Below are 15,895 nucleotides of genomic sequence, written 5' to 3'. Positions count from 1 at the left end.
TTTAGTTCTATTACTATTGGACGTAATGACGGAATTGGTAATATTGCTATTAATAACCCTGTAGCATTTAAAGACCCCACAACTATCAAAACACCTAATGGCACAGGTTCAATCTCTGCAACTGCTACAATTACAGGTTTAAATAATGCCTCAATTAATTTATTAGCTAATCAAAATATTAGCACTAGCAATATTACAACGCAAGGTGAAAATATCAATGTTACCAGTACCCTTGGGGGAATTTCAACCAATGACATTACAGGAAATTTAATTAATTTAGCAGCCAGTCAAAATATCACGACTGCTAATATTAATGGTGAAAATATCAATCTTAACAGTTCATCTGGTGGAATTAGTATCAACAATATCACAGGTGGTTTAACTAACCTAACAGCCAATCAAAATATCAATACTGGAAAAATCGACACCACAAATGATAAAGTCAACCTGAAAAGTAATATAGGAGCAGTGACAACACAAAACATCACAACTCAAGGTGAAGATGTTAATATTCAGGCGCTAGTAGATACCAGTTCTAGCAGTGGTAGTAATCCAACTGTAGATAGTAATACAGGAGTAGTGACAACACAAAACATCACAACTCAAGGTGGAAATATTAATATTCAAGCAAAAAACAGAATTAAAACCGGATTTTTAGATACCAGTTCTAGCACTGGTAATGGTGGTAATGTCATGTTAGATCCTGATAATGATATTGAAGTTTTTGCTATCAATACCCAAGCATTAGGGAGTGGACTTGGTGGTAATGTTGATATTACAACCAGAAGATTTTTCCGGGCTACAGGCAGCTTTGACGCTCGCAATGGTGTTCGTTCTAGTATTTCTACAATAGGCGGCGATGGTAATGGTTCTGTCACTATCCGACATGGAGGTGATGGTAATACATTATTTATCATTGGTAATAGCAGCGAACTGGGTACAGCAGCAGCAATAACAGGAGGTGTTATCAACAATATCAGACCTGTAAGATCCTTTGAAGGCAATGTTACTCAAAGCAACATTCAAATAATTACCGATTCTAATAGTAGCATAACTATAGAACCAGTACCAGATATATCAGGTCTGCTATCAGTTAGCAGTAATCCAGCAGTGACAGTTGATACAGATGTTGCTACACTAGAGGAGCGATATACGGCAGAAATTGAGTCATATTCTGGCAGATCGTTTATTAGAAAATCTCAAGCTGATATTCAAGCTGAACTGAAACAAATTGAAGCACAAACAGGGATTAAATCGGCTATTGTTTATGTGGGTTTTGCCCCTAGTGATGACACATCACAAGATAAAGATGTACTGTATTTAACCATATTCACCTCGGAAGGTAAAACCATTCGTAAACAAGTTTCTTATGCTACCAGAGCCAAGATTAAGGAAGTAGCAAATGAACTGTACAGCAAAGTTCAAAATGTCAATAGTACAAACTATTTAAAATCAGCACAGCAATTATATAAATGGCTAATTGCACCCTATGAAGCGGAATTACAAAAACAGGGCGTTAATAATTTGTCCTTTGTTTTGGATGCTGGTTTACGTTTTATTCCTATGGCTGCTCTCCATGATGGTCAACAGTTTTTGATTGAAAAATACAGCTTGGGAATCATACCCAGTGCCAGTGCCACCAAGATGAGTTATTCAAGTATTAAAAACGCTCAAGTTTTGGCAATGGGAGCTAGTGAATTTGCCGAAGACCAAAACCAAAATAAGTTGGAAGCTGTTCCAGTAGAGCTTGATAATATCACTAATCTATGGAATGGTAAATCTTTTCTCAATCAAAGCTTTACCCTGGAAAATCTCCAGACTCAACGTCAAAAGAATCCTGTTACTAACAAACCTTTTGAAATAATTCACCTAGCAACTCATGCAGAATTTGCTCCTGGTGATGCCAGCAGTTCTTACATTCAGTTGTATAATAGTAAGTTGGGATTTGATCAAGTCAGCGAGTTGGGATGGGATGAACCACCAGTGGAATTACTGGTTTTAAGTGCTTGTAAATCAGCTTTTGGAGATAACAATTCTGAGTTAGGTTTTGCTGGGTTAGCGGTAAAAACAGGTGTAAAATCAGCACTTGCCAGTTTGTGGTGGGTTGAAGATAATGGAACTATGGTTTTGATGACTGAGTTTTATCGCCAATTAAAGACTTCACCAATTAAATCTGAAGCACTGCGACAAACACAATTAGCTATGATTCAAGGTAAAGTTAAGGTCGAAGAAAATCAATTAATTAGTCTTAGGGGTAGTATCAATATACCAGGGAAAATTGCTGAGAAGTTACAGAATGCTAATCTCTCCCATCCCTACTATTGGTCTGCTTTTACAATGATTGGTAGTCAGTGGTAAGTGAAAATGATGGTAGGGACAATTCATGAATTGTTCCTACAACAGATGGATGATTTATTTGATGGTTTAAGCCTCAATTTGAGTTATTGCATCTACCGGGGATACATTACCATAAATTACAGATAAAATCCCTGGTAAATATTCATCCATCATCATCACATTGGCGTAAACTAAACGTTTAATAAATGCGCTGCTGATTCTATCACCTTCTACATCAATACTGGTTTTATAGCTTATTTCTCCATCATTAAAATCTAACTCAAAATTACCGATCATCATGCCAGAATTAGCCCTAGTGATAAACTCTGCTACAGCTAGTCGCTTTTCTTCTGGTGCGTTGACTGGACAAATGGAGTAAAATACAAATTGTTGTTGTTCTTCTCTGGCTCTAGCGTAACAATTCCATTTACCATTTTTACCTTGAAAACTTATTTGTAAAGCTGTTTGTTCTGAAAGTTGTACAAAAGGCCAATCATCATTTTTGAAGAAATTGATTATTTCCTCAAAAATATTACTATTTGTAGAGGATGTGGTGATTTCTTCTGGATTAATATTATCTAACTCAGTTAAAAATGTATTAAATTCTTCTATCATTTTATTTACACTCGCTTGAGTTTTGGTTGATAAACTTGATAAATTGGCTGCTGTCCAATCTTGAAAAAATTTGATAATTCCTTCTGTAATTTTTTCACTAGAATTTGCTGTTTGAATGAGATTTTCTGGACTAATATAAGCCCAAAGAGTTTGATAACCGATTTCTCCTGATTCCTGTTGCTGTTTCACAGATAAAACTAACCAACTTTCAGTAGATAGGAGAATATGTTGGGGTTGTTCTTGGTTTAATTTAAGGATGTAATTTGCAGCTTCTTCAATGTTTTTACTGTTTTCTGTTAACAGGGGTAATAAGTCGGGTTTTAAAATTGTTTCTATTGTAATGTTTGGTTCAGGGAGGAATTTTATAGAATCAGAATTACGGACTTCTGGTTTAAGATTAAATAATGCTTCTTTTTCTATGCTTTGGTAGAGTTGGGGGGTGAGTTGGAAGGTGAGACGACATTCTATTAGGTTGTTGTTTTGGGTGGTGAGAGATAGAGCGATCGCGTGTAAGATGAGGGGGGTTTGAGAGGGGTTGTGTAGGATTAGTTCGCTGTTGATTTGATAAGGTTCTGTTGTTCCAACCATATTTTAGATAACTTAATCAATATACGTCTTGAGTTTTTTGATATCTTTTCTGCTACGGCTGCTGAACATAACATACAGCTTGGGTATAGTCTTGAGAAATAAAAACTGTGAGAATACCAAACTCCCCTAACTCCATATAGAAGGGATAGAAATTAGGTTGCAAATTGTTGTAATACCCTTGAGTTGGAGCTAATTGTAATAGCAGTAGCCATTCATCTGAGGTAAATAGTTCAGGTGGGTTGGTTAGGTGTCCAATATATAGAGGTTGACCACCTATTTTATTTCCAGCTAGTTCGGGTCTTGCAAACTGGTATCCAGGGTCATAATTCAAATCATTTATCGTGTATCTTTCCTTGAGCGGAACAGAATCTTCATTTTCTACGTGTTCTAATATAACTCCATACTCTTGATAAACTACCTCATTATCTTCATTTAATTCGTATATAGTGGGTCCTGTAGTTGCGGATAAAAATTCTATTTGATCACCACTTGTATAAACATTTTCTGTGGTTTGTATCACTATAGCAAAAGCTTCATTATAAAGTGGCTCACTCTCCTGTTCAAAGAACAGATAGACCATTATGCCATTGCTATCAGGAAATATTTCGTGATTAAGAGCAATTTGCCCCAAAAACAACATTTGTTCACCTGTTTCTGGACCGAGTGGCCACAGGGGTTCAGCTATCCATACTGGTTGTCCGCCGAATTTAGTTACAGGGTCTAAAATTTCTGTAAGACTTTCGATTATTTGGAATTGAGTTTTAAGTGGCATTTATTCACCCTTGAATATCAATAAATTATCAACATCAGTAAATCATAAAAATGGTTTTGCTAATCATTATAAAATGACTAGATATAGTTTTATTTTCCATTATATTCGACTTATAAGATAATTTCCTATTGTTAATAATGGATGTAATTTTAGTCATCCACCTCAATAAACTAAAAAGTTTCCTGTCTAGCTGTTTCTTCAACTTGTGTAGCTCCAGAATATTGTATAGGATCTCCGTTAGTGGGTACGGTTAGTGGTTTCAGACCAGCACCCGTATCTACTTCTAATGAATATCGCACTTGTTCTAGATTAGTAGGTTGATAATTAACACCAGGTTGAACGTTCAGGGGATTGTTTTCAAAAGCGACATTATCACGCTGCTTGATATCGCCTGAACTTATCGTTTCGCTACCTTTAATGACCTCTGCTTTAGCTTGCCAGAAACCCGGTGTTCTCCGATGTAATGTAAAAGATGAATCCAAGTTACTGTTGTTCTTGATTGCGCCTTCAACTTCTTGCCGATAAGGATCACCACTGGGTAATAAATTTTTAATCAGCACTGAAGGTTGTATCTGATAAATATTACTTGGGTATTGAACTGTTACTGTATATTTGATAGTTGCTCCAGCGTTTATTGCCCTAGTAACAGCGTTTTCAATTGTTCCTGTATAAACAGGACTATTAAAACTTCTTTGTTGAGGTGCAAGATTCCAGTCTTCATATAAATTAAATGCGTTGTGGCTATCCATAACTTGATCTCCCACAAGGTGTCCACCATTGTAATCTGTGTTGGAATTTCCAGTTTTAATTATTTCTTCATCTATACCAAAATGTCCAAATTTTGTCTCTATACCTGTTTTATTTGATCTTCTAGGACCTCTAGTAACACTAGATTGAGCTTCTACAGTCCCCGCTCTGTAATAAGAATTACTGTTAGTTGCTGTCTGAAAAGGTAGGCTATTTGTAGGTAGAGCTTGTACTTCATATAAATTTATAGGTGCTACTCCTTTCGCTTTCTTTTTGGGTGGAGAACCAGTAAAAGTTTGCCCATTATTATATGTAGTTGCTTGTCCTTCAAATCTCTTGTTAAATTCGTCAACTACTTCTTTACCTGGAGTTGGAAATGGTCCGTCATACCTGATTGCTTTAATATAATCACCAGCTTTAACTGATGCTCTATTTGCTGCTTTTGCTCCTGATTTTTGTCCACTTATGGGAATAGAATTTAATGGTAAAAATGTTGCGGGTGAAGCATAGAATCCAATCTTAGGATCGGTCAGATTACCTTCAAGTTTGATATCAGAAAGCTGAAATTCAGTTTTAAGTTTAATGAAAACGCTATTCATGTCTTCTCTACTCATGGTCTTTTTCGCTTTCATTAAAGATATAAATTTTTCTTTCGCAGCCGTCTTGCGTTCATCAGGTGATGCTTTCTTTTGATCAGGGCTATTATCCTTTGCATCTTCCTGAACCGTCTTATTCTTACCCTTACCAAATCCCAACTTTTTATCCAAAGCAGCTTTTTGATTACTACCCCAATCTTTACCTTTCTGCCAGTTCTCACTAACACTCTTACCAAACTTACTATTTTTGATTTTATCTCCCGCTTTTCCTCTTAATTCTGCGGCTTTATCCTGGACTTTTTCTAACTGTTTACTAGGCCATTCTCTGGCCGCTTCAATTTTGTTATTAAACGCCTGACGTTTCTTATCTAAAGCATCTAATTTCTTACCCAACCCATCATTAGCACTGTTTAATGCTTTACCAAATTTAGTATTTGCGAACTGAGCTTTCCGTTTTTCTGTAGCATCTAACAGGGCTTGTTTCTTATCATCAAACCATTTTTCTCCAGCAGCTTTCTTATCTTCCACCCACTGCTTACCAGCTTTATATTTCTCCACTGCTGCATCCTTAGCAGCATTAAATTTCTTACCTACCTTACTATTATTGAACTTATTACTAACTTTTCCAAACGCCTTCTTACCTTTATCAATTACCCAATCAACTGCTTTTTCCATTGGTTTCCGCAGTTTTTGGATAATACCTTGAATTTTTTGACTAATACCACCCAATCCCAAAAGACTCGCTAGGAAACTAATCACAACTGGTAAAGATTTAGCCAGGGCATTTTCCACACCTTTGATTGCTTGATCAATTGAACCACTGGCGATCGCCACTATTGAATCTAAGATCGCATTAATTAAATCTGCTATTCTCTGAGCATTATCAATGAAGAATTTAACAATGTTGTAAATTCCTTGGCAAGCCTTAATAAATGCCGAAGCTGGAGTTAATAAACTCAGTACCCATTCAATCCCTGCTGTAATTACTTTTTCAATGACAAAATTCTTGATCGGTTCAATTACCAAACTATTCAAATCACCAATCTGATCTTGAACTAACTCCCAAACTCCTCCTATTCCTTGAGTAGCTAATATCTTAAATACCTCAACCGTTTGTTCCATCCGGCTGACTTTTTCTTCACCCAATCGTTTCACAGCTTGGGCGCGAACCGCTTCATAAGTGAAGCCCAAAAGCTGCATGACTAGGTTAAAAATACCTTTCAAATCAAATTTTTCTGGTAATTCAATTCCAGCCTCTGCCATTGTGCCAGTCAACCAAGCAATTAAACCATTTTGTAGGTGTGTGCCGATATTCTTCATAAAGTTGAGGAAACCTTGTTTCACCGCACTCACCAAATTACTCAAGAAACCTATCGGATCTTTAATAATTTCCCCAACTACACTCGCTACCCTTGCTAATACTTCGATTAGCATTTTGGTCAATTCAATAATTGTTTTGATCACACCCACAACAGCATCTAAGGCTTTTTGAATCAAACCTTTATTTGCTGCTTTCATTTCCTCTATCCGAGCGTCAACAGCTTGCAGATTTTCCTGATATTTCTGAGCTAACGTATCAATTAACTCATTTTGTTTATCATCAACACTTTGTTCTAATTCATCAAATTTACTTTCAATTGCTGTGGCTGCTTCCTGTCCCACACCTTTTAAATCTTGGGGCAGTTTATTAATATAATTCTGAATTTCCTGTTTACCTTTGGTGATTTCTGCTTTGGCTTGGGTGAGTTCTTTGCTAATAATGGTAACTACCTTATTTATCGCCCCATCCATTTCTTTAATGTAAAGTTCCCGCCCTTCTGTATAAAAAACATTCACTTCTGAAGGTAGACCTAAAAACTGGTCAACTAGCCATTTTCCTGGACCCCAAAAACCGCTATAACGTTCTTTTTTATAATCGTCCATGCGTTTGCCGACATAATCCTCAAAGGCTTTTTTCGCCTTAACAGCACCCGCATCAAATTCTTGGATAACTTTCCCGTCTAAATCATTGAGAATTTTTTCAACTTTGGTTTTAGTCCCCTCATAAATCTTATTAATATCACCAGCAACTTTTGCCCGTGCTTGTTCATCTTTACCTTTAGTTCCTACCTGTTGTTCTCCTACCTGTCCCAAGTTTTGATTCCGAATACCGTGCATTCCTTGAAGATGCTGTTGGGCGGTAGCTTCAGCCGTCGCTTTGGCATTGGCTATGATTCCTTGTTCTTCTTGACGATATTTAGCAGGTCCTTGTACAGCATTAGTTTGAGCTTCTTTTTTATATGTTAGTGCGGATTGGAACTCTGGCTGATTAGATTTTGCTAACTGCTCCTCAGTAACATTAGCCTCAGCCATTTTTTGATCAAGATTTTGACTTTCTTGTTGTAAAGGTGCTTCAATTTCACCTAGACCCTTAGATTTAGGTGCGGCTTTATCTGCACCAATGTTTGCTGGTGATGTTCCTGGATTATTTGCGGTTAAAGGCGTTACTTGTTTGGTTTCAATACCGCTTGTATCTGGTTTTTCCTTGGTTTTCTCTTCTAAATCACCTTGTGATTCTTTCTTTTCTTCTTTAACTTGACCACTTAAATCACTTTTAACAGAATCCAATTTATTGCCATTCTTAAACTCATCCGCTTCTTTAAGGTTCTTAGGAGCCATATCTGCAATACGCTCCATCAGTTTAGCTTTCAAAGCCGCAGCATCAAATCCTGAAGTTTGAGCTTGTCCCATCTCACCCACTTGGTTAGCTTGCGCTTTGCTCTCTACTTCATTTCCAGGGGGTTGAGCCGCATCTTGGGCTTCCTGGGCTTCAGTATTAGCTGCTGGGTGTTCTTTCTGCTTAACAGCTACTTGTTTTGTGGTATTAACTACTGCTTGAAATTCTGGATCAGCTTCCGGGGAAGCAGGGGCTTTTTCACCATTACCCGTTACTGATCCTGTTGCTTTAGTCGTTATATTATTTACATTTTTGCTTGGTAATTGTACGTTATCTTGTCCTGTTATTTCCTCCGGTAATCTACCTTGAGGTTGATCTTGAGCCTGGGAACTGGTTTTTAGCGAATTAGCGTTATTATCTTTTAAATCTGGCTGTTTTTCCTGATTTAATGCCGTATTTTTGGCAGATTCTACTTTCTTATCATCTTCATTTTTTGGCGGTGGTTCTGCTATTCCATTCTCTCCCGCTGCTGGTGGGGTGGATGCTGTTTGCTGGTTTTCTGTTGTTGCTTGATTTTGTTGTTCGCTGCTTTCAGAATTTTCTACTTCATCCGTTTGATTTTGGTTATCCCCTTCCAGTTGGGTACTTGGTTGGGGACTTTCCCCCAGTGGGAGAGTTTGCCCATTATCAGTAGATTTTCTGTATAGTTTGTTTGATTTTAATTCTAAATTGACAGATTTTCTCTGTACAGAATTGCCATTTTGTTGAATAACATGAGTTAATTCATGTGCCAATAATTCCTTCCCTGTACTACTTCCAGGAGAATATTCACCCTGACGGAAGAAAATATCCTGTCCTGTAGTAAAGGCGCGAGCTTGTATAGATTTATTTAATTTATCAGAATTACCATCAGTGTGAACACGCACGCTACCGAAATCAGCACCAAACGCTTGTTCCATTGGTTGCTTGATATCATCAGCTAGAGGTTGTCCACCACCACGGGACTGTTTAATAGATGTTTCTAAATCTGAAGTTGCAGCTATTCCACCCGTACCCGGAAGACGCTGCACCATTGACTTCATTTGTACTGGTTCTTCCTCTTGTGCTTCCTCTTCCTCCGGCATTTGTTGACGTTGCAACCAGGAAAGATGGGAATTATACACAGACTTCATCTGTAATTCTTCTTCCTCTGGCATTTGTTGACGTTGCACCAAAGGCGTAACAAAATTAACCAGAGGTTTCATTTGTAAATCTGTATCTTCTTTTTCTGTATCTTCTTTTTCCTCTGATATTTCCTGACGTTGGATAGAATGACGGTTGACAGGTTGCGCCATTCTTCGCATTACCTGTTGTGCAATACTATCCGCTTGCTGTTCGTAAAAATCTCCGGGTTGACTGATGGAAAGTTTTGCTTGGGGACGCAGTGATATTTTACTGATATCGTGGGTGAGAGGTTCGTTAACAGTTTCAACAGTTTCTACCTCTGGGGTTGCTTGAGGCGCAATGTTTGATGACTCCAAACCAAAGCCCCGTGTTGGCTGTTTTAGTGTCGGTATGGAGACAGAAGTGGTAGCTTTTTTGCCCTGGCTTACCTGTTCTCTCATGTTGCGCTCCTCATGCCCAAGCCGTGATGTGGATGAATATTTTGCCAGTACAAATATCTAGAATATAGCGATCGCACTCTGTAAGTAATTAGCCTAAAGTCTATATTCCAGATTTTGGAGATTTAAAAGATCGCGTAGGCAAGTAGCGAGGTAATATGGGAGAATGATGTAATGATGTAATAAAATGAAATAAATGTAAATTTATCTAATTGAGGAAAATTAATATTGTGGATAACTGGAATATTTTATTAGAAAATACAACTGATGGTTTTACTAAAGCTACTGTCCTAGAAATTCCTGATCTTCAAATCGAAGATCAAACTAAACAAGGTGCAGTGGAAAAAGTTCAACAGTTATTACAAAAACGGTTAGCTAAAGCCGAAGTTATTACGATTCCAACACCAATAAAACAACTTGCTTCCCAAAATCCTTTGATGAAGTTTGCTGGAATTTTTGAAAATGATCCAGATTTTCGGGAAATTATGGCAGAAATCAAAGCTGAAAGAGAAGATAATAGTGAAATATGAGCTTTTGGATTCTCGATACTGATCATACCTCACTTTTCCTAGCTGGAAATAAGTCCATCGCTGTCCAAGTTGCAGCACATTCCGATGATGTAGCAATTACTGTGGTTACTGTACAAGAGCTATTTAATGGTTGGATGGGGAGATTAAATAACCCTACACAAGTTAATAATCTTGCTCATCTTTATACTAAGCTGTGGGAAACTACTGAGTTTTTTAAGGTGATAACTGTTTTGAACTTTGATAGAAATTCGGAAAAATATTACCAAATATTACAGCAAAGTTCTAAAACTCTAGCAAAAAAGAGAATTGAAAAAGACCTCAGAATTGCTTCAATTGCTCTTACTCAAAATGCAATAATAGTTACACGCAATTACAAAGACTTTTCACAAATTCCCAATTTGAAGATAGAAAATTGGGCTGATTAAAAATTTTATGAAGTTCTACCTACGGTAAGCTACGCTAATACAATTTTCAAAAATTATAATAAGCGTTCGTTTGCAGTAGAGCTTCGCTATCGCATTAAGACCCATCCTTAATATTAAGACAATGACGGTGAATAACAATCAATTTGGTGCGTTACATTTCATTAACGCACCCTACAAGATTTACTAGGATAATGCGATCGCACTCTGTAAGTAATTAGCCTAAAGTCTAAATTATATTTTGAGGCGATCACCTACGGTTGATATTGCCAAATAAATGTAACTAAAGCGTAGGCATTATAGCAAAATGTGAGGTATGAAGATGTACATAATGATACCATCAGAGAGGAGAGATATATACCTGAATTTGGGTGTTATCGTGCAGGTAAATACCATTTTGTTCCGTTGGCTTTAGAACATTTGCTAAATCAGCCGCCGTACCCCATCCATTCCCTAGCACATGACCATTTATAGCTCGAATCGTAGTACCCCCTACGGATATGGCAGCGTGGAAAAACTTTTGGTGAACCAAACGGTAAAATCCTATGGCTTTACCTTTTTCTATGCTTTCGCCATTCCAAATATTTCCGCTTGCGAAATTTAACACATCGATCCATCCTTCGCCATTAATATTTAGTAATTGTTCTGGGTTTATGCAACCGCGCAAATATTGTACATATGCCACAGCATCGTAACATATACCATGCATATAATCCTCAACACTTGATGTTCCATTAATCAACCTCTCAACAAGGTCAGCTTTCTCAGGATCACCATGAGTTGACGCTTTAGCACCAAGTGGTGGTAATGCCATTAGTTGAACGGTAGGCGACAACACTTTCCCTACTCCACCTCCTCGCTGATCTGCATAATTGCGAGGGTTTTCAGTTGCGGGGAGTTGCATTAAGTGTTGGGGTGGTAGAAGCGATCGCTGTACCATCCCCCCATTCTGCTGCACAACATGGGTTAACTCATGTGCTAACAACTCCTGTCCGCCCCGACTCCCAGGATTATATTCCCCCTGTCTAAAGAAAATATCCTGTCCCGTGGTAAAAGCACGCGCTTGTATTGACCTATTCAACCCGTCAGAGTGACTATCTGTGTGAACCTTCACCCCTCCAAAATCAGCACCAAACGCCTGTTCCATCGGTTCTCTGATATTATCCCCTAGTGGTTGTCCTCCTCCCCTGGCTTGATTAATAGAGGTTTCTAAATCTGCGGTAGCAGCCATCCCACCATTAGCTTGACGCTGCACCATCGGCTTCATTTGCAGTTCTTCCTCTTCCTCTGAAACTTCTTGACGTTGCAAAGTGCTAATCTCCAGAGGTTTCATTTGCAGTTCTTCCTCTTCCTCTGGTGCTTCTTGACGTTGCAAAGTGCTAATGTTCAGAGGTTTCATTTGCAGTTCTTCCTCTTCCTCTGAAACTTCTTGACGTTGCAAAGTGCTAATATCCAGAGGTTTCATTTGCAGTTCTTCCTCTTCCTCTGGAACTTCTTGACGTTGCAAAGTGCTAATCTCCAGAGGTTTCATTTGCAGTTCTTCCTCTTCCTCTGGAACTTCCTGACGTTGAATAGATTGACGATTTCCAGACAGCGCCATTCTTTGCATCACTTGTCGCGCTACACTATCCGCTTCCTGTTCGTAAGTATCTCCTGGTTGACTGATGGAGAGTTTTGCTTGGGGACGGAGTGATATTTTACTGATATCGTGAGTGAGAGGCTTATTCAGGGGTTGCACCTGTGTCATGGCTGGAGGTGAAGCGTTCCATGACTCTAAACCAAAACCGCGTGTTGGTTGTTTGAGTGTTGATATGGAGACGGGAGAAGCAGCTTTTTTAGCTTGGAATATGCGTTCCCTCATAATAATGCTCCTGATGCCCCAGCAGTGGATAAAGATTTTGCCAGTTTAAACAACCATTATAGGGCGATCGCTCTCACAAAACAATACAACATCAGTCCAATAACAGTAAAAATTAAGTTCGACTTTTGGCTAATTTTGATTCTCATCCAGTACCTTTAGCCTTGATTTTAGAACTAACTTTGAGTTTTAGTTATGAACTCAACCAACAAGCCACAAAAGCCAAAAAATTTTACTCCCAATAGTGATATTGGCGGTACTGCTGGATATGCGGGTTCTGGTTCTGCATCCGATGTAACAGAAATCGCTAAATTAGCTGATAAGTATCTTCAGGACTCGTTGCGATTAAGCGAACTGACAGAACGAGTATATCAACTTTTACTAGAAGATATGCGTATCCAACGAGAAAGAGTTAATGGTTATGGTAATCAAAGGTGGTAAAAATGGCAGGAAATAATCAAAATGGTAATGTCACTCACGAATTAAATTATGTCACCACCAACCGATTTTATGTAGAAATAGATAAATCTATTGCTGCATCTTTTAGTGAATGTTCTGGTTTAGGAATGCAAATTAAGAAAAATGTATTTCGTGAAGGTGGAGTTAATGATCAACAGAGAATATATTTAGGTCAAGCAGAATTTTCAGATGTAACTCTCAAAAGAGGAATTACAGATAATCAAGGTTTTTGGAAATGGATTAGCGCAGTATTTACTGAAACATCAACTCGCCGGAATGTGAATATTTTAGTTTTCAATCAAGCCGGCGAAACTATGATGAGTTGGACTTTAATCGGTGCTGTTCCTATTGCTTGGAAAACACCAGCACTACAAGCAGATGGTAATGCAGTGGCCATTGAAGAATTAACTTTAGCTTATGAAGGATTAAAAGTAGGAAAAGACAAAGGAGGCGGTAATCCTACATCACGGATGAAATCTGGATTTTTTACATCAAATTAATTCAAATTCATTCAAATTAAGTTACACAAATTACTTTAAATCTTGTCAATTACACCTGTCAATCCTATGCAAATTATTCAATCATTATTAGGAACTCAAGTTCATACCCTTGGGCAAAAATCCTATCTCGGTTTTCATCATCAAAACAACAATTTTCAACACAACACTTTTCAACACAACAATTTTATTCAGCCTCTAGTCATCTCCAAACCATTATTGACACCATCTAGACTTTTCTTAAATCGTAAACGTCAACCATTCATAGATACACTAATTACAGATAATTATTCAGATCATGATTATCTGGGTAATCTAGATATGGATAGCGACTTTCCAGAAATGGAATTAGCAAATTTTGATTCAATTACACCAGAAATAATTATACCAAAAAATAATACAAATTCCCTCACAGATACCAATAATAAATTTAATTTAAGTAATATTTCCCATCTTTTACAGACTCAAATTGCTAACAACAATTTAAGTGGTTTAAGTGATGACATATTACCAGAAGTAACTATTCAACCTCAAACTAAAACAACCCGGAAAACCCAAAAGCAGAAATCACAGAAAAAAACATCTTCTGCAAAAACTCAACCCAAAAAAACTCAACCTAAAAAAACTACTAAATCATCTACAACCAAGAAAGTTAAACAGGTGAAAGTTACACAGGTGATAGATGAAAGTGCAAATCATCCTCCTACTGCTGAAGAGAATTTAAATTCATTGATTACAGATAATCCTCAATCTGAAATATTGAACTTGTTTAAGTTAACTGATAACTTCACTGATAGTTCTCCATTTATACAGCAACCAACAACTTCAGAAAATTTAATAAATTCAGAAAATTTAGTAAATTTGGACAATAATATCATAGATGGTAATGTATCCAATATCAACTCTAACAATTTGGACAATAACTCTACATTATCAGAACAAATTACCGATGATGAACCACAAGTCATTACAGATTTACCATCTAATTTAATAACTGGTTTCAATGAATCTGATATTATAGAAATTGGGGAAATATCTATACAAGCTAGAGAACAAGATCGAGAAACTGATGGTATTAATAATACCATTAATAGTATTAACAGTGATTCCTCAGAATTTTCTATTTTGGAAAATCAAACATCTAATATTGAAGAAGAAATGAATATATTTAATAACGGTAATAACTTTACCAATCATCAACCGATAATAGTTAGTGAAACACCGGAAGACGTTGATACTTTAGATATTAATGTCAATGAAAATTCAATCCAAAGAGAAGTAGAAGATGAAAATAGCCCCCAGCTAAATATTATCAGAGAAAGTGACAGAGATACTAGAAATATTAATGATATTGCTAATGATATTTACCCTGCAATAAGTGATCATCTAACCAAAGAAAATTTATTGTCTACATCTAGGAAATTCGATGATAATATATTAGATGATAATTTAGATGATAATAATGATAATTTATCAAATTCATTAGCACCAAATTTAAAAAGAGAAACTGATAGAAATAATCTTAATAAAAATAGTGATTTGGGAGAAGCAGAATCTTTAGTTTCTGATGTGAGTTCAAATGTAATTGCAGAAAATATATCACCCAAGTCTGAAAATAAAGAAAGTTTATTTATTGATTTCGGGAATACTCAAGAATCGGTTATCGTTTCTGATGCTTTTTCTCCTGAAATTCAGGATGAATCTGTAACCAAAGTTACGACTTTAGAGAATACTAAAAAAACTGTTAATACTTCAGAAGAAATATCTCCTATTATTAAGATTCAACCTAATTCATTACCACAAAATGAGGAGACAACCACACCTAAAATACTAGAAATTCCTCCTGTTATTCCATCATCTATATTATCAGAGATTCAGTTAAATGCGAAGTTAGAAAATAATCAAATTAAGTCAGAAAACCAAACATCGGAAATTGCCGATGTCACCACAAAAGACAACACAGAAATTCCTCCTGTTATTCCATCATCTATATTATCAGAGATTCAGTTAAATGCGAAGTTAGAAAATAATCAAATTAAGTCAGAAAACCAAACATCGGAAATTGCCGATGTCACCACAAAAGACAACACAGAAATTCCTCCTGTTATTCCATCATCTATATTATCAGAGATTCAGTTAAATGCGAAGTTAGAAAATAATCAAATTAAGTCAGAAAACCAAACATCGGAAATTGCCGATGTCACCACAAAAGACAAC

10 protein-coding genes are annotated in these 15,895 nt (G+C 36.9%); 6 read left to right on the top strand and 4 right to left on the bottom strand.

Annotated features, from left to right (window positions below; all coding sequences use genetic code 11):
- Window positions 1-2,358: CHAT domain-containing protein (locus H6F47_RS23380; protein ID WP_190651222.1), on the top strand; the 2,358-nt coding region annotated here is incomplete at its 5' end.
- A 66-nt stretch (window positions 2,359-2,424) separates the two neighbouring features.
- On the opposite strand, the gene H6F47_RS23375 is transcribed toward H6F47_RS23380, so the two are convergent.
- The 3 genes from H6F47_RS23375 to H6F47_RS23365 all read right to left on the bottom strand — a co-directional run bounded on the left by H6F47_RS23375 (window position 2,425) and on the right by H6F47_RS23365 (window position 9,915).
- The gene (locus H6F47_RS23375; RefSeq protein ID WP_190651220.1) at window positions 2,425-3,540 is read right to left on the bottom strand and encodes a YbjN domain-containing protein; all 1,116 of its coding nucleotides are present in this window, start codon (window positions 3,538-3,540) and stop codon (window positions 2,425-2,427) included.
- A 52-nt stretch (window positions 3,541-3,592) separates the two neighbouring features.
- Entirely contained in the window at window positions 3,593-4,312 is a 720-nt protein-coding gene (locus H6F47_RS23370; RefSeq protein WP_096564844.1) for a DUF1963 domain-containing protein, read from the bottom strand.
- Window positions 4,313-4,482: 170 nt separating this feature from the next.
- Window positions 4,483-9,915: a DUF4157 domain-containing protein gene (locus H6F47_RS23365; RefSeq protein WP_190651219.1), complete on the bottom strand. Its 5,433-nt coding sequence runs from the start codon at window positions 9,913-9,915 to the stop codon at window positions 4,483-4,485.
- 227 nt (window positions 9,916-10,142) lie between these two features.
- On the opposite strand from H6F47_RS23365, the gene H6F47_RS23360 reads away from it, so the two are divergent.
- Together H6F47_RS23360 and H6F47_RS23355 are read left to right on the top strand one after the other, a co-directional pair.
- Window positions 10,143-10,442: a hypothetical protein gene (locus H6F47_RS23360; protein ID WP_190651217.1), complete on the top strand. Its 300-nt coding sequence runs from the start codon at window positions 10,143-10,145 to the stop codon at window positions 10,440-10,442.
- Window positions 10,439-10,867, top strand: a complete 429-nt coding sequence (locus tag H6F47_RS23355) for a type II toxin-antitoxin system VapC family toxin (RefSeq protein WP_190651215.1) — start codon at window positions 10,439-10,441, stop codon at window positions 10,865-10,867. The genes H6F47_RS23360 and H6F47_RS23355 overlap by 4 nt, the downstream gene beginning before the upstream one ends.
- Before the next feature lie 337 nt (window positions 10,868-11,204).
- On the opposite strand, the gene H6F47_RS23350 is transcribed toward H6F47_RS23355, so the two are convergent.
- Window positions 11,205-12,725 (bottom strand): DUF4157 domain-containing protein, encoded by a 1,521-nt coding sequence (locus H6F47_RS23350; protein WP_199291273.1) that lies wholly within the window; start codon window positions 12,723-12,725, stop codon window positions 11,205-11,207.
- Between the two features lie 192 nt (window positions 12,726-12,917).
- Between H6F47_RS23350 and H6F47_RS23345 the strand changes: the two genes are divergently transcribed.
- The 3 genes from H6F47_RS23345 to H6F47_RS23335 all read left to right on the top strand — a co-directional run.
- Window positions 12,918-13,163, top strand: a complete 246-nt coding sequence (locus H6F47_RS23345; RefSeq protein WP_137668210.1) for a hypothetical protein — start codon at window positions 12,918-12,920, stop codon at window positions 13,161-13,163.
- 2 nt (window positions 13,164-13,165) lie between these two features.
- Window positions 13,166-13,681, top strand: a complete 516-nt coding sequence (locus tag H6F47_RS23340) for a phage tail protein (RefSeq protein ID WP_137668211.1) — start codon at window positions 13,166-13,168, stop codon at window positions 13,679-13,681.
- Between the two features lie 42 nt (window positions 13,682-13,723).
- Window positions 13,724-15,895, top strand: a 2,172-nt coding sequence (locus tag H6F47_RS23335) for a hypothetical protein (RefSeq protein ID WP_190651213.1), incomplete at its 3' end; no start/stop codon positions are given.

It is taken from the genome of Sphaerospermopsis sp. FACHB-1094 (assembly GCF_014696195.1).
Taxonomy (GTDB): Bacteria; Cyanobacteriota; Cyanobacteriia; order Cyanobacteriales; family Nostocaceae; genus Sphaerospermopsis; species Sphaerospermopsis kisseleviana.
This window is presented reverse-complemented; position numbering and strand designations above follow the sequence as displayed.